This is a genomic window from Paraburkholderia sp. A1BS-2L (assembly GCF_051125205.1).
Lineage (GTDB): Bacteria > Pseudomonadota > Gammaproteobacteria > Burkholderiales > Burkholderiaceae > Paraburkholderia.
Genome location: NZ_CP120429.1, coordinates 1,396,768 through 1,412,374, shown reverse-complemented (window position 1 = coordinate 1,412,374; position 15,607 = coordinate 1,396,768). Strand labels below are relative to the sequence as shown.

Annotated in this window: 12 protein-coding genes and 2 pseudogenes; 11 read left to right on the top strand and 3 right to left on the bottom strand. The window is 67.5% G+C overall.

The window, feature by feature from the left end; genetic code table 11:
* Nucleotides 1–148 precede the first annotated feature (148 nt).
* The 10 genes and pseudogenes from phnG (at nucleotide 149) to P5W98_RS21065 (ending at nucleotide 9,318) form a co-directional block, all read left to right on the top strand.
* A pseudogene (gene phnG / locus P5W98_RS21110) lies at nucleotides 149–642 on the top strand (phosphonate C-P lyase system protein PhnG).
* Nucleotides 639–1,304: a phosphonate C-P lyase system protein PhnH gene (gene phnH / locus P5W98_RS21105; protein WP_421026145.1), complete on the top strand. Its 666-nt coding sequence runs from the start codon at nucleotides 639–641 to the stop codon at nucleotides 1,302–1,304. The pseudogene phnG and the gene phnH overlap by 4 nt, the downstream one beginning before the upstream one ends.
* On the top strand, nucleotides 1,304–2,428 hold the full coding sequence (locus P5W98_RS21100; protein WP_421026146.1) for a carbon-phosphorus lyase complex subunit PhnI: 1,125 nt from the start codon (nucleotides 1,304–1,306) through the stop codon (nucleotides 2,426–2,428). The genes phnH and P5W98_RS21100 overlap by 1 nt, the downstream gene beginning before the upstream one ends.
* A pseudogene (locus P5W98_RS21095) lies at nucleotides 2,425–3,353 on the top strand (alpha-D-ribose 1-methylphosphonate 5-phosphate C-P-lyase PhnJ). The gene P5W98_RS21100 and the pseudogene P5W98_RS21095 overlap by 4 nt, the downstream one beginning before the upstream one ends.
* Nucleotides 3,350–4,132, top strand: coding sequence for a phosphonate C-P lyase system protein PhnK (gene phnK / locus P5W98_RS21090; RefSeq protein WP_421026147.1), 783 nt, complete (start codon nucleotides 3,350–3,352; stop codon nucleotides 4,130–4,132). The pseudogene P5W98_RS21095 and the gene phnK overlap by 4 nt, the downstream one beginning before the upstream one ends.
* 8 nt (nucleotides 4,133–4,140) lie before the next feature.
* The gene (gene phnL, locus P5W98_RS21085; protein WP_421026148.1) at nucleotides 4,141–4,908 is read left to right on the top strand and encodes a phosphonate C-P lyase system protein PhnL; all 768 of its coding nucleotides are present in this window, start codon (nucleotides 4,141–4,143) and stop codon (nucleotides 4,906–4,908) included.
* A 70-nt stretch (nucleotides 4,909–4,978) separates the two neighbouring features.
* Nucleotides 4,979–6,112 (top strand): alpha-D-ribose 1-methylphosphonate 5-triphosphate diphosphatase, encoded by a 1,134-nt coding sequence (locus tag P5W98_RS21080; RefSeq protein ID WP_421026149.1) that lies wholly within the window; start codon nucleotides 4,979–4,981, stop codon nucleotides 6,110–6,112.
* Between the two features lie 433 nt (nucleotides 6,113–6,545).
* Nucleotides 6,546–7,313: an ABC transporter substrate-binding protein gene (locus P5W98_RS21075; protein ID WP_421026150.1), complete on the top strand. Its 768-nt coding sequence runs from the start codon at nucleotides 6,546–6,548 to the stop codon at nucleotides 7,311–7,313.
* Between the two features lie 260 nt (nucleotides 7,314–7,573).
* Entirely contained in the window at nucleotides 7,574–8,689 is a 1,116-nt protein-coding gene (locus P5W98_RS21070) for a M14 family metallopeptidase (protein WP_421026151.1), read from the top strand.
* A 203-nt stretch (nucleotides 8,690–8,892) separates the two neighbouring features.
* Nucleotides 8,893–9,318 (top strand): DUF6232 family protein, encoded by a 426-nt coding sequence (locus P5W98_RS21065; protein ID WP_421026152.1) that lies wholly within the window; start codon nucleotides 8,893–8,895, stop codon nucleotides 9,316–9,318.
* A gap of 55 nt (nucleotides 9,319–9,373) precedes the next feature.
* Here P5W98_RS21065 and P5W98_RS21060 read toward each other — a convergent pair whose 3' ends face one another.
* Nucleotides 9,374–11,830, bottom strand: coding sequence for a glycogen/starch/alpha-glucan phosphorylase (locus P5W98_RS21060; protein ID WP_421026153.1), 2,457 nt, complete (start codon nucleotides 11,828–11,830; stop codon nucleotides 9,374–9,376).
* Between the two features lie 416 nt (nucleotides 11,831–12,246).
* Between P5W98_RS21060 and P5W98_RS21055 the strand changes: the two genes are divergently transcribed.
* On the top strand, nucleotides 12,247–13,596 hold the full coding sequence (locus tag P5W98_RS21055) for an MFS transporter (protein WP_421027044.1): 1,350 nt from the start codon (nucleotides 12,247–12,249) through the stop codon (nucleotides 13,594–13,596).
* A 65-nt stretch (nucleotides 13,597–13,661) separates the two neighbouring features.
* Here P5W98_RS21055 and ltaE read toward each other — a convergent pair whose 3' ends face one another.
* Nucleotides 13,662–14,666, bottom strand: a complete 1,005-nt coding sequence (gene ltaE, locus P5W98_RS21050; RefSeq protein WP_421026154.1) for a low-specificity L-threonine aldolase — start codon at nucleotides 14,664–14,666, stop codon at nucleotides 13,662–13,664.
* Nucleotides 14,667–14,841: 175 nt separating this feature from the next.
* Nucleotides 14,842–15,585, bottom strand: a complete 744-nt coding sequence (locus P5W98_RS21045) for a peptidoglycan DD-metalloendopeptidase family protein (RefSeq protein ID WP_421026155.1) — start codon at nucleotides 15,583–15,585, stop codon at nucleotides 14,842–14,844.
* Nucleotides 15,586–15,607: the final 22 nt, after the last annotated feature.

The window sequence follows — 15,607 nt, the reverse complement described above, 5'->3', positions numbered from 1 at the left end:
GCATTGTAGTGCGCACGGCGTGATGGAAATATGAAAACGTTCTGCGTTGCACCCACGCGATCATTGTCCGCATAAGCGTCTAGACGTTTAGACGTATAGATGAGTAGATGCTTCAATGTACATCTCCGGTCACGACACAGGAACTCCGATGAACGCATCTTCGGTCCCGCCCGCCGCCGCGCCCGATGCGCGCCGCGCCTGGATGGCGGTTCTCGCGCGCACGCCGCGTGCCGAGCTCGAAACGGCGCTCGCCGCCGCGCTGGGCGGCGAGCGCATGCCGGCTTTCGAGGCTGCGCGCGCGCCCAGACCGGGCTCGCGATGGTGCGCGGGCGCGTCGGCGGCACCGGCAACGCCTTCAATCTCGGCGAAGCCACGGTGACGCGCGCGACGCTGCGACTGCGCGCACCCAGCGGCGCAGACGCGACCGTGGGCGTGGCGTGCCATCTGGGCCGCGACAAGCGCCGCGCCGAACTGGCCGCGCTCGCCGACGCGCTGCTGCAACAGCCGGAGCGCCACGACCGGCTCCACGCGCTGTTGATCGAGCCGCTCGCGGCGCGTCTGGCAGCGCAACGCGCGGCGCAACGCGAGGCGACCGCCAGCGCAAAGGTCGAGTTCTTCACGATGGTTCGAGGCGACGCATGAACGAACAACGCAACAGCACCGCCCTGCACGAGGCGCTCGGTACGCTCGCACCCGGTTTCGCCGATCCGGTCCACGACACGCAGACCGTATTTCGCACGCTGCTCGGCGCGCTCTCGCGCCCGGGCACCATCGCCACGATCGAGACGCCGCTGCCCGCGGCCGAATCGGCATACAACGCGACGAATGCCGCGGCGCACGACGCGCCGCGCGCGAGCCGGGCGGCCTTTGCCGCGCTGCTCACGCTCTGCGACTACGCCACGCCCGTATGGCTTGCGCGGCCCGACGCCGCACTGGCAGCCGCGCTGCGCTTTCACGCGGACGCGCCGCTCGCGGGCACGCCAGGCGAAGCGGTCTTCGCCTACGTGCACGACGCCGCCGCGCTGCCGCCGCTCGACGCATTCGCGTGCGGCACGCCCGAGTCGCCGGAGCAATCGGCCACCGTGTTCGTGTGCGTCGATGCCCTGGCCGACGGCCCGCCGGCCACGCTGCGCGGCCCCGGCATCGAATCGGCGTGCACCGTCGCACCCGCCGGCCTGCCCGCGCGCTTCTGGCAAGAACGCGCGGAACTCGCGCCGCTCTTTCCGTGCGGCATCGACTTCTACTTCGTTTGCGGCGCCCGCATCATGGGCCTGCCGCGCACGACTCGTGTGGAGGTGAACTGATGTATGTCGCCGTCAAAGGAGGCGAGCGCGCGATCGAAGCATCGTGGCGCCTGCTCGATCAAGCCCGCCGGGGCGATACGCGTGTGCCCGAACTCTCCGTCACGCAGATCCGCGAACAGATGCGTCTCGCCGTGGCGCGCGTGATGGCCGAAGGCTCGGTCTACGACGAAGAACTTGCCGCGCTCGCAATCAAGCAGGCCGCCGGCGATCTCGTGGAGGCGATCTTTCTGCTGCGCGCGTATCGCACGACACTGCCGCGCTTCGGCTACACGCTGCCGGTGGAAACCGGGCAGATGGCCGTCGAGCGCCGCATCTCCGCCACGTTCAAGGACGTGCCCGGCGGCCAGGTGCTGGGAGCGACCTACGACTATACGCAACGCCTGCTGGATTTCGCACTGCTAGCAGAGGGCGACAATGATTCGGATCTCGAATCGTCTAACAGGCCACGCTTGCAACACGGCACGCAGGACGAACCGGAGTCCATGCCGCGCGTGGTCACGCTGCTCGACAAGGAAGGCCTGATCGAGCAGGAAACACCATCGAGCGAGGCACGCGAACCTCGCGACCTCTCGCGCGAACCCCTCGCATTTCCCGCCGACCGCAGCGTGCGCCTGCAAAACCTCGCGCGCGGCGACGAAGGCTTCCTGCTCGCGATGGGCTATGCCACGCAGCGCGGCTATGCGCATTCGCATCCGTTCGCGGGCGAGATCCGCTTTGGCTCGGTAGCCGTGGAAATGGTGCTCGATGAACTGGGCGAAGCGGTCGAGATCGGCGAGATCGAATTGACCGAGTGCCAGATGATCAACCAGTTCGCGGGCAGCAAGGATGCGCCGCCCGCCTTCACGCAGGGCTACGGCCTCGCATTCGGCCACGCGGAGCGCAAGGCGATGGCGATGGCGCTCGTCGACCGCGCGCTGCGCGCCGCGGAACTCGGCGAAACGCTGGCCTCGCCCACCCAGGACATCGAATTCATGCTCTCGCCCAGCGACAACGTGGAAGCCTCGGGCTTCGTGCAGCATCTGAAGCTGCCGCATTACGTGGATTTCCAGGCGGAACTCGAACTCGTGCGCCGCTTGCGTGCGCAGCACGCGTGCGGAGATCAGCCCTCCGGGGAGGCCGCATGAACGCACCCGATACTTTCGAAGCCGCGCTCGCCTCGCATGAAACGCAGGCTGCCGGTGGCTACAACTTCGCGTATCTCGACGAGCAGACCAAGCGCATGATCCGCCGCGCGCTGCTCAAGGCGGTGGCCGTGCCCGGCTATCAAGTGCCGTTCGCCTCGCGCGAAATGCCGCTGCCGTATGGCTGGGGCACGGGCGGCATCCAGGTGACGGCCGCCATCATCGGCGCGAACGACACGCTCAAGGTGATCGACCAGGGCTCCGACGACACCACCAACGCCGTCAACATTCGCCGCTTCTTCGCGCGCACGGCCGGCGTGGCCACCACGCGGCGCACCCGCGATGCGACGATCGTGCAGACGCGTCACCGCATTCCCGAAACGCCGCTCACCGAGAAGCAGATCCTCGTCTACCAGGTGCCGATGCCGGAACCGCTGTTCCGTTTAGAACCCCGCGTAGCCGAGTGCAGGAAGCTGCACGCGCTCGCCGATTACGGGCTCATCAGCGTGAAGCTTTACGAAGACATCGTGCAGCACGGCAGCATCGCCACGACCTACGACTACCCGGTCACGGTGAATGGCCGCTATCTCACCTCGCCCTCGCCGATTCCGAAGTTCGACAATCCCAAGCTCCATATGAATCCTGCGCTGCAATTGTTCGGCGCGGGCCGCGAGCGCCGCATTATGCGATTCCGCCTTATACGCCGGTGAAAAGCCTCGACTTCGACGATCGCCCGTTCGAGGTTCAGCGCTGGGATCACGCGTGCGCGCTGTGTGGCTCGCGCGAGAGCTTCCTCGACGAAATGGTCGTCGACGATGCGGGCAAGCGCATGTTCGTCTGCTCGGACAGCGACTATTGCCACGAGCGGCGGGAAAGTCAGGATAACCAGGCGAGTTCGCAAACGAAGCCATCGGGAGAACACGCATGACGCCGGGTTTCGCGCCTCTGCTTCGCGCCCGCCATCTCACGAAGCAATACGGCGGCCGCAACGGCTGCCGCGACGTGAGCTTCGATTTGTATTCCGGCGAAGTGCTGTGCATCGTCGGCGAATCGGGCTCGGGCAAGACCACGCTGCTCAACACGCTCGCGCTGCGCACCGAAGCCGATGCGGGCGCGCTCGACTACGTGAACACGAACGGCGAATCGCTCGACCTGCTCACGCTTTCCGAGCCGCGCCAACGCTTGCTCGCGCGCACCGAATGGGGCTTCGTGCAGCAAAACCCGCGCGACGGGCTGCGTGCCGGGGTCTCGGCGGGGGCCAATATCGGCGAGCCACTGATGGCCGTGGGCGCGCGCCACTACGGGCGCATTCGCCAGACCGCGCAGCAGTGGATGCAGCGCGTCGAGCTCGACGCCGCGCGCATCGACGAATTGCCCGCCGCGTTCTCGGGCGGCATGCAGCAACGTCTGCAAATCGCGCGCAATCTCGTCACGGGCCCGCGCCTCGTGTTCATGGACGAACCCACCGCCGGCCTCGATGTTTCCGTGCAAGCCCGGCTGCTCGACCTGCTGCGCACGCTCACCACGACGCTGCATCTCTCGGTGCTGATCGTCACGCACGACATCGGCGTCGCGCGCCTGCTCGCGCACCGCCTGATGGTGATGCAGGGCGGCGCCGTGGTTGAAGCGGGTCTGACCGACCAGGTGCTCGACGATCCTCAGCATCCCTACACACAAACGCTGGTGGCCTCGGTGCTGCCTGCATAGGACGAGCCATGACTCCGGATCCCTCGATTGCGCACGCGTTCGGCGAGCGCCCCGCCCTGATGCTGCGCGCGGAGGACGTGCGCAAGACCTTCACGCTGCACGCTCAGGGCGGCATCGGCATCGAAGCGCTCGCGGGCGTCTCGCTCGACGTGGAGCGCGGCGAATGCGTGGTGCTGGTCGGACCTTCGGGCGCGGGCAAGAGCACGTTTCTGCGCTGCCTGTACGGCAACTATCTCGCGAGCGGCGGCTCGATCGCCATCCGCGACGACGCGGCGCCCGGCCAGCACCTCGAAATCACCGGCGCGGAGCCGCACGACGTGCTGCGCCTGCGCCGCAGCGTGGTGGGCTACGTGAGCCAGTTTCTGCGCGTGATTCCACGCGTGAGTACGATCGATATCGTGGCCGCGCCGCTCGTCTCGCGCGGCGTGAACGAAGACGAGGCACGCGAGCGGGCCGCCGCGCTGCTCGCGCGCCTAAACGTGCCGCGGCGCCTCTGGACGCTTGCGCCCGCCACTTTTTCAGGCGGCGAGCAGCAGCGCGTGAACATCGCGCGCGGCCTGATCACGCAGCATCGCGTGCTGCTGCTCGACGAGCCCACGGCATCGCTCGACGCTGAAAACCGCGCCGTGGTCGCGAGCCTGATCGTGGAAGCGCGCGAGCGCGGCGCGGCAATCGTCGGCGTCTTTCACGACGAGGACACGCGCGGCCGCGTGGCCACGCGGGTGCTGGCGCTGAGCGCACCCCTCGCGAGCGCAGCTGTCGCTGAAATGGCCTGAAAGTGCCTTGAAAAGTCGTGGCCTGTCATTTGCGTCAGGCACACTCACGTTTGAACTCCGGAGCCCGACGATGTTGATCAAGAACGCGCGCATCGTGACGCGAGACGAAGTATTCACCGGTACGCTGCGCGTCGAAAACGGCGCGATCCGCGAGCTTTCGCGCGGCACGACCGCCGCGCCCGAGGCCGTGGACTGGGAAGGCGACTTCCTGTTGCCGGGGCTGGTCGAGCTGCACACTGACAACCTCGAAAAACACCTCGCGCCGCGTCCCGGCGTGCACTGGAACACCGACGCCGCGTTCGTGATCCACGATGCGCAGATCGCCGCCGCCGGCATTACCACGGTGTTCGACGCGCTCGCCATCGGCACGCGCGCAGCCGTGGGCGTGCGCGGCCGCGAGGTGCAGCTCGCCAGCGCCGCCGCGCTCACGCGCTTCTCGGAGCGCAAGCTGCTGCGCGCCGAGCACTTTCTGCACCTTCGCTGCGAGGTCGCGACCGAAGACGTGATCGAGCTGTTCGACACGCTGGGCGAGCATCCGCTGCTGCGCCTCGCCTCGGTGATGGACCATACGCCGGGCCAGCGCCAGTGGCACGACCGCACGCAATGGCGGCGCTTCCAGGAGCGCCACGGCAAATGGACCGACGAACAGGCCGCCACCATGCTCACCGAAATGACCACCGAGCAGGAGCGCTACGCCGACGCGCATCGCCATGCGATCGTCGAGCGCTGCCGCGCGCGTCGCATCCCGCTCGCGAGCCACGACGACACGCTCGTCGAGCACGTCGAGCAAGCCGCGCGCGAAGGCATCGTGCTCGCCGAATTTCCGACCACGCGCGCGGCGGCGGCCGAGGCGAAAAAGCGCGGCATTGCCACGATCATGGGCGCGCCGAACGTGGTGCGCGGCGGCTCGCATTCGGGCAACGTCTCCGCGCTCGAACTCGCGCAGGCCGGCCTGCTCGACATTCTTTCGTCGGACTACGCGCCGTCGAGCCTGCTCACCGCCGCCTTCGATCTCGTGACCCGGGCCGACTGGACGCTGCCGCGCGCGCTCGCCACGGTCTCGTGGGAGCCGGCGCACAAGGCTGGTCTCGCGGACCGCGGCGCGATCGCGCCCGGCCTGCGTGCCGACTTTGTGCGCGTGGCGATGCTCGACACGCTGCCGGTGCCGCGCGCGACGTACCGCGCGGGCACGCGCGTGGTCTGATTCAGGCGCTCATATCACTCGCGCCTTACACGCAAACCAACAGCAGGCCATCGTTTCTTTTTCAACTCGCCGACATACGCCTGCACGCCCTCCATGCCCCGCCGCGCATTCTTCCGACTGTTGCGGCGCTGCATCGCGACCTGGCCCTCGCCGGTGCCGTGCGCAGCGCCCGGTCCGCGCCCCGAATGCCTTGCCCCACAAGGCTTTGCGCTGTTCCGCAACAGTGCGCGAACGTTCGTTAGCGCGCTTCGAATCCCGCCATCCGGTATAACACTAGCCACGCAGCAATTTTGACCTGGGTAAGCTTTGCGCCGCCGCTCGCTCCCAAGCCAGCGAGCCCAAGCAGAGTTCCTGCGCGAGCCGCGCCGGAACCATGCGCGGCGACGGCACAACCGCCCGCTGCGCGCCCTGAACCATACGAGGAGTCCACATAGTGAAAAAACTGCTTGCCACCCTGTCGGTAGCCCTGCTCGCGGTCTCGGCCGGCGTCGCCCACGCGAAGGATTGGTCCACCGTGCGCTTCGGCGTCGACGCGAGCTACGCGCCGTTCGAATCGAAGGCACCCGATGGCAAGCTCGTCGGCTTCGACATCGACCTCGGCAACGAAATCTGCAAGCGCCTGAACGCCAAGTGCGTGTGGGTCGAGCAGGACTTCGACGGCATGATCCCGGGCCTGAAGGCGAAGAAGTTCGACGGCGTGCTCTCGTCGATGACGATCACCCCGCAGCGCTCCGAGCAGATCGCCTTCTCGGCGAAGCTGTTCAACACGCCCACGCGCCTCGTCGCCAAGAAGGGCACCGCCCTCCAGCCGACGGCCGACGCGCTCAAGGGCAAGTCGGTGGGCGTCGAGCAGGGCACGATCCAGGAAACCTACGCGAAGGAAAACTGGGCGCCGAAGGGCGTGAACGTGGTGCCTTACCAGAACCAGGACCAGGTCTATGCCGACCTGCTCTCGGGGCGCCTCGACGCAGCGCTGCAGGATGAAGTGCAAGCCGACCTCGGCTTCCTGAAGACGCCGCGCGGCGCGGGCTTCCAGTTCGCCGGCAAGGAAATCCCGACCGGCGCCGCCGCCATCGGCCTGCGCAAGGAAGACGCCGATCTGAAGGCGAAGATCGACAAGGCCATCGCCGACATGATCAAGGACGGCACGTACAAGAAGATCGAAGCGAAGTACTTCGACTTCGACGTGTACGGCAGCTAAGCCCCGCACGCCCTGCGCAAAAGCCAGTGCCGCGTGAAAGCGCGCTTCGGCTGAACAATGATGGTAGAGAGCCCGGCCTTTGCGCCGGGCTTTTGTTTTTCTGGCTGGCCCGCCCTCATCAGGTGCGCCCGCGCTGGCAAACGCCAGCTTTCAGCCCGCTGTCCAGATCGGCTAAGATCATGGGCACCGGCCCGCCAGCGGGCCCTCCCTACCCTCACACTGAACGCGTCGCGCGCCCCCACGCGCCGCGCGAGCCCATCATGCAAACTCACCACCACCCGTTGATAGCGCCCGCCCTCGGCACCGCGCGCCAGATCACGAGCTTCCACTATGGCCAGCCCGGCGGCAAGAAGGTGTACGTGCAAGCGTCGCTGCATGCCGACGAGTTGCCTGGCATGCTCACGGCCTGGGCGCTGCGGCGCAAGCTGGCCGCGCTCGAGGCGGCGGGCAAGTTGCGCGGAGAAGTGGTCGTGGTTCCGGTACCGAATCCAATCGGTTTGAACCAGCATTGGCTCGGCCATCTCATCGGCCGCTTCGAGTCGAACACCGCGCAAAACTTCAACCGCAACTTCTACGATCTCACGGCGCTCGTGCTGCCGCGCATCGAGTCGCGCCTCGGGCCCGACGCCGATGCGAACCGCGACACCATTCGCGCCGCGATGGGCGAGGCGCTCGCGACGCAAACGCCGAAAACCGAAATCGAATCGCAGCGCCTCGCGCTGCAACGCCTCTCTTACGACGCCGACATCGTGCTGGACCTGCATTGCGACTGGGAAGCCGCGCTGCACATCTACACGAACCCCGAACTCTGGCCCGAGGTCGAGCCGCTCGCGCGCTATCTGGACGCCAAGGCGTCGCTGCTCGCGCTCAACTCGATTGGCAATCCGTTCGACGAGATTCACAGCTTCTGCTGGTCGGAGCTGCGCGAGCGCTTCGGCCAGCGCTTTCCGATTCCGCACAGCTCGATTTCCGTGACGGTGGAATTGCGCGGCCAGCGCGACGTCTCGCACGAATTCGCCGAGCACGACGCACAGGCCATCGTCGAGTATCTGACCGGCTATGGCGCGATCGACGGCGCGGCGGCCCCGCTGCCGCCGCTCGCGCATCCGGCCACGCCGCTCGCAGGCACGGAGCCGATCGTCGCGCCCGCCAGCGGCGTGATCGTGTTCCGCGCCGAATGTGGTGCATGGATCGAAGCGGGCGCGCCGGTTGCCGACATCGTGGACCCGCTCACCGACACCTTGACCACGCTGCACGCGGGCGTGAGCGGCGTGATGTACGCGCGGCATAGCGCGCGCTTCGCCACGGCCGGCATGGAGGTCGCACGCATTGCCGGCGACAGGCCGATTCGCACGGGGTCGCTGCTGTCACTCTGAACGAAGCGTTACGCGCAGATCGGCGACTCGGCGTCGAGCATCTGCGCGCCGTCGGGCAGCGGTTCGCAGAACCCGGTGGCCGTGCGCCTCGGCATTCGCCACAAGCTCCAGGCAAGCGCCAGCTCCGTGCGGCGCCATGCTGGCTGCCGCTTCGCGCGCGCTTCTGGTACGCTGCGCCCTTTCCCCTCGCAGCGATCGAATCGATGGAACTCCCTTTCAACGAAGCTGGCGTCTCGGTCACGCGCACCGCACTCTCTGCTGCTGGCCAGGTCTTTCCGCTGCGCGACATCGACGACTTGCGCATCGTCCCCGGACAGCGCAAGCGCACCGTGCCCATCGCGCTGTCGCTGATCGGCGTGGCGCTCGCGGCGGTGGGCGGCGCATTCGGCTTGGGTGCCGGACTCGCATGCGGCGTGATGCTGGTGGTGGTGGGCTGGCTCGCGTGGATCTGGCAGGAGGCCCGGCATCAGTTGATCGTGGTGACGGGCGGCGAATCCCGTGAAGCGGTCTGGAGCGCCGATATCGTCTTCCTCGAACGCGTCGAGCAGGCCGTGCGCTCGGCGAAAGCCGCAAGCGCTGCCGGCAATCCCGGCGCCCAGGCCAGCGCATCGCGCCCCGCCACACAGTAAATCCACCGCCTGCACGGCGCGTCGTCAGTTCGGCGGCGCAAATCAGGGGCGCAAATCAGCGCCCCATTTCAACCGGCTTCGTGCGCCATATCTCCCTCGCGTACTCCGCAATCGCACGATCCGATGAGAACATGCCCATGCCCGCCACGTTCTCGATCGCGCTCGCAGTCCAGCTGTGCATGTCGATGAAGCGCCGGTCCGCGGCCTCCTGGGCCTGAACAAACGCGGCGTAGTCGGCCAGCACCATGTAGTGATCGCCCCAGTCCACGAGCGTGTGGAAGATCTCCTGGTAGCGCGCCGGATCGTCGGGCGCGAAAAAGCCGCGGCGGATCTGGTCGAGCGCCATGCGCAACTCGGCATTCTCCTCGTAGATCTGACGCGGCCGATAGCCCGCGCCGCGCAGCGCGTCGACCTGATCGGCCGTATTGCCGAAGATGAAGATGTTGTCGGCGCCCACGGCCTCGCCGATCTCGATGTTCGCGCCGTCCAGCGTGCCCATCGTGAGCGCGCCATTGAGCGCGAGCTTCATGTTGCCGGTGCCTGACGCCTCGGTGCCCGCTGTCGAGATCTGCTCGGAAAGATCGGCGGCCGGAATCAGCAGTTCGGCTACGCTCACGCCGTAATTCGGCACGAACACCACCTTGAGACGATCGCCCACGACGGGGTCGTGATTCACCTTCGCGGCCACATCGTTGATGAGGCGAATGATGGTCTTGGCCATGCGGTACGCCGAGGCCGCCTTGCCCGCGAACAGCACGACGCGCGGCACCCAGTCCCGTTCGGGCGACTGCACGATGCGGTTGTAGCGCGTGATCACATGAAGCACGTTGAGCAATTGCCGCTTGTACTCGTGGATGCGCTTGACCTGCATGTCGAACAACGCGTCGGGGTTGAACGCGAGGCCGGTGCGCGCGGTCATGCGCCTGATGAGGCGCACTTTGTTCTCGCGCTTGGCCGCGCGAAATGCCGCTTCGAACGCAGCGTCGCCAGCCAACTTGCGCAGCGCGCCGAGCTCGAACAGATCCTTGCGCCACTGCGTGCCGATAGTCTCGTCCACGAGCCGCGCGAGCGGCGGGCTCGCCTGGGCGAGCCAGCGCCGCGGCGTGATGCCGTTGGTCACGTTCGTGAAGCGCTCGGGATAGAGCCGCGCGAAGTCAGCGAAGATATCGCGCGTCATCAACTGGGAATGCAGCTTCGAGACGCCGTTCACCTTGTGGCTCGCGACAATCGCGAGATAGGCCATGCGCACGCGTCGCTGGCCGTATTCGTCCACGAGCGAAATGCTGCGGATGAAGTCGAGATCGTGCGGGCCTTTCTCGCTCGCCTCGCGCAGAAACGCGGCGTTGATGTCGAAGATGATTTCGAGGTGGCGCGGCAGCAGGCGCGCCAATAGTTCGACATCCCAGGTTTCCAGCGCTTCGGGCATCAGCGTGTGATTCGTGTACGAGAACACGCGCTTGATATGGGCCATCGCTTCTTCCCAGGGCATGTGGTGGACATCCACGAACAGGCGAACCAGTTCGGGAATCGCCAGTACCGGGTGCGTATCGTTCAGGTGCACCGCGACCTTGTCCGAAAAGCGGCCGAACGTGCTGTGCGTGCGCAGATAGCGGCGGATCAGATCCTGCATCGTCGCCGAGACGAAGAAGTACTCCTGGCGCAGGCGCAGCTCGCGGCCCGCCATGGTCGAGTCGTCGGGATAGAGCAGGCGCGAGACGTTCTCGGAGACGTTGCGCGCCTCCACCGCGCGTTGATAGTCGCCCTGGTTGAACGCGGAAAGATCGAGTTCTTCGCAGGCGCGCGCGGACCACAGGCGCAGCGTGTTGGTCGCGCTCGTCGCATAGCCTGGAATGATGGTGTCGTAGGCCATCGCGTTCACGGTGTGCGTCTCGATCCATTCGACGGTGCCGTTGCGCTGCACGGTGCGCCCGCCGAAGTGCACGGGGTACTGCACCTCGGGGCGCGGAAACTCCCATGGGTTGCCCGAGCGCAGCCAGTAGTCGGGCTCCTCCACCTGCTCGCCGTTGACGATCTGCTGGCGAAACATGCCGTAGTCGTAGCGGATGCCGTAGCCGAAGCCCGGAATGCCGAGCGTGGCCATAGAATCGAGAAAGCACGCGGCGAGCCGCCCGAGGCCGCCGTTGCCGAGCGCGGCGTCGGGCTCCAGGTCGATGAGCGCCTCCATGTCCACGCCGAGACTCGCGAGCGCCTCTTTCATCGGCTCGTAAATGCCGAGCGCGAGCAGCGCGTTGGAGAAGGTGCGGCCAATGAGGAACTCCATCGACAGGTAGTAGACGCGCTTGGCGTCCTGGTCGTACTGGCTGCGCGTGGTCACCATCCAGCGCTCGACGAGGCGGTCGCGCACGGCCAGCGCGGCGGCATGCAGCCAGTCGTGCGGACGCGCGGTCACGGCGTCCTTGCCGACGCCGTACATCAGGCGGTTCGACACGGAGCGGCGCAGGGCGTCGGCACTGCTCTTCAATTGGTCGAATTCAAGACCCACTGCTGTCATCGAATGTCTCCCGTAAAACGGCGGGCGGAGCGGAGGCGGACAGGGCAAATGCTGACGTCAATGCAGCAGCCCGACCGCCACAAGTCAGTTTGCAGAGTAGGACATTTTTGGGTGGCGTGCGGCGCTGCGCCATTGGCTTCGCGCGCCGCGGCGCGCGTGAATGCGCAGCGTGGCGGCGGCTCGCGCGGATTGCGCATACTTGGCAGTTAGTTGCGTTGCTATCGGCGATGCCTCCCGGCCCTGTCCCCTTTGAAGCATCCGCTGCAGAATCGCGCAGGGTCTGCAACAATCGCCAATTTGCGCGCGCCGCGCCTGCCGCGTCCGCGTATTTCCCTGCCCCAGCTTCGCATCGCCCGAGACCCGCCGTGTCCGATACCCGCACCGCGCAAAGCCTCATCGAGCGCGCCGACGCGCCCATGTCGCCCCAAAACCGCCGCGCGATGGCCGCCATCATGCTTGCCGTCGCGCTCGCGACGCTCGACACCGCCATCGCCAACACCGCGCTGCCCGCCATCGCCACCGATCTGCACGCGGCGCCCGCCGCCTCGGTCTGGATCATCAACGCCTACCAGCTCGCGATGGTGGCGACGCTGCTGCCGCTCGCCGCGCTCGGCGACATCATCGGCCATCGGCGCATCTATATCAGCGGGCTCGCCATCTTCACGGTAGCCTCGCTCGCCTGCGCGCTCGCGCCCACGCTCACGGCGCTCGCGGGCGCACGCGTGCTGCAGGGCGTCGGCGCGAGCGCGATCATGAGCGTCAACACGGCGCTGATCCGCTTCCTGTACCCGCCGCACCGACTCGGGCGCGGGGTGGGCATGAACGCGCTGGTCGTGGGGGTTTCGTTCGCCGTGGGGCCGACCGTCGCCTCGATCATCCTTTCGGCGGGCACCTGGCCATGGCTGTTCGCGATCAACGTGCCGCTCGGCGCGGTCGCGCTCGTGTTCGCGCTGCCCGCGCTGCCGCACACGGAACGCGGCAAGCACGCGTTCGACCCGCTCGCCGCGCTGCTCAATCTCGTGACCTTCTCCGCGCTGATCTTCGCGCTCGGCGAAGCAGCGCAGCGCGCGCCGGCAAAAGAAGTGATCGTGGCGGCGCTCGCCGCGCTCGGGTTCGGCGCGCTGCTGATCCGCCGCGAGGCCGGCCATCCCGCGCCGATGCTGCCCGTGGATCTCTTCAAGCGCCCCGTGTTCGCGCTCTCTTCGATTACGGCCATGTGCGCGTTCGCGGCCCAGGGGCTCGCGTTCGTCTCGCTGCCGTTCTATTTCGAAACCGTGCTGATGCGCAGCCAGGTGGAGACCGGCTTCCTGATGACACCGTGGTCGGTAGTGGTGGCCGCCGCCGCGCCCATTGCGGGACGGCTTTCCGACCGCTATCCGCCGGGCCTGCTGGGCGCGGTCGGCCTCGCGATCCTCGCGGCCGGCATGGCGTCGCTGGCGATGCTGCCCGCGCATCCGAACGTGCTCGACATCGTGATCCGCATGTCGATCTGCGGCGCGGGCTTTGGCTTCTTCCAGTCGCCGAACCTGAAGGCGATCATGTCGTCCGCGCCGCCCGAGCGCAGCGGCGGCGCGAGCGGCACCATCGCGGTCTCGCGCCTGCTCGGACAAGCGACGGGCGCGGCGCTCGTAGCGTTGTGCTTCGGCGTGGTGGGCGCGCATGGGCCCACGCTGGCGCTGGGCCTCGGCGCCATATTCGCCGCGGCGGCGAGCGTGGCGAGCGGGTTGCGGCTGTTCGCGCCGTCGCACCGCGCGATCAAGCGATGAGGAGCCGTGGTAAGCGGCGGTGAGCGGCGGCCGCGCCGCCGGCGCGGCGCGCTTCGCTTTGGCCTTCAGCGCGTGAAGTAACCCTTCACCGCCGCAACGAACGTATCGATATCGGCGGCGCTCACGTCGAGGTGCGTCACGAAGCGCGACGCATAAAGCATTTGCGTGAGGATGCCGCGCTCCTTGAGCCACGCCTCCAGCGGCGCGCAATCGGCCTGTGGGAACTGCGCGAACACCATGTTGGTAGCCTGCGACGCCACCTTCACTTCATCGATCTGCGCGAGCCCGGCCGCGAGACGCGCGGCGTTTGCGTGGTCGTCGGCGAGGCGCGCCACGTTGTGATCGAGCGCGTAGAGGCATGCCGCCGCGAGCACGCCCGCCTGGCGCATGCCGCCGCCCAGCATCTTGCGCCAGCGGTGCGCCGAATCGATCAGCGCCTTGCTGCCCACCAGCACCGAACCAACCGGCGCGCCCAGACCCTTCGAAAAGCAGATCGACACCGAATCGAAGCCCTCGGTCAGCGCCTCGAGCGACTGGTTCGAGGCAACCACCGCATTGAACACGCGCGCGCCGTCGAGGTGCGTGGCAAGCCCGCGGCCATGCGCGAACTGCGTGGCCTCGGCGACATAGGCCGCGGGCAGCACCTTCCCGCCGATGGTGTTCTCGAGCGCGAACAGGCGCGTGCGCGCGAAGTGATCGTCGATTGGCTTGATCGCTGCGGCGACACGCTCAAGCGGGATCGTGCCGTCCTCGGCGTTGTCGAGCGGCTGCGGCTGGATGCTGCCGAGCACCGCCGCACCGCCGCCTTCGTATTTGTACGTGTGAGCCGCCTGGCCAACGATGTATTCGTCGCCGCGCGCGCAATGCGCCATCAGCGCGGCAAGGTTGCTCTGGGTGCCGCTGGGAAAGAACAGGCCCGCCTCCTTGCCGGCTTCCTCGGCCACGCGCGCCTGCAGGCGCAGGACGGTGGGATCGTCGCCCCAGACGTCGTCGCCGGTTTCGGCGCTGGTCATGGCGGCAAGCATGGCGGCGCTCGGGCGGGTAACGGTGTCGCTACGCAGATCGATCATGCGGATGGGTTCCTCATAATGGCCGTGCGCGCACGGCGCGTTCCGCCGCCTTGCGCGGCGTGGAAACCATCGAGTGTATTTTCAAACGGCTTGCGAAGGGAAGCCTGAAACACGGAAGCCTGAAACGAAACCGGGGCGCATGGCCCCGGGGTGCAATGGTCCGGCCACCGCGTGCCTAGCGCGGCAGCAGTTGCAGCGGATCGACCGGCTTGCCGTCGCTGCGCACTTCGAACACCACGCCCGGAATGCCGTCGTTGTCGACGCCCATTTCGGCGATCGGCTGGCCTTGCGAAACGACGTCGTCTTCCTTCACGAGCAGCCTGCCGTTGCGGCCGTACGCCGTCACGGTCTGGTCGTTGTGCTTGATGATGACGAGCGGGCCATAGGCCTCGATGCCCGAGCCCGCGTAGACCACGCGGCCCGCGGCGGCGGCCCTGACCTGCTCGCCCTGGGTGCCGCCGATCACGATGCCGTTGGACTTGCCCGGCGAGAAACGCTGCAGGATAGGGCCGCGCACGGGCCACGCCAGCGCGAGCGCAGCCGGTGCGGGCGAAGGTGCAGCAACGCCGGCGGCCGCGGGCGCGGCGCTCGTGTAAGCGGGCGGCTGGGGAGCCGCATTGGCGTAGCCCGGCGGGGGCGCGACACGCAGCACCTGGCCCGGCAGCACTTGCGCGTTCGGCGGCATCTGATTCCAGCTCGCGAGGTCTTGCGGACGCTGGCCATAAGCGCTGGCGATACGCGAAAGCGTGTCGCCGGGGTTGACGCGGTAGTAGCCGGCCGGCACGCCGGTGGAGGTCACGGCGGGTGCCGGAGTCGTATTGCTCTCCCAAGGGGGCATGACCGTGCTGCAGGCGCTACAGGCTAGCGTGAGCGCGGCCAATGCCGCGTACGCGCCCGGGTTTCGCCGTTGTCGATTCATCTTGCTGTACCTCGCTGGTTCC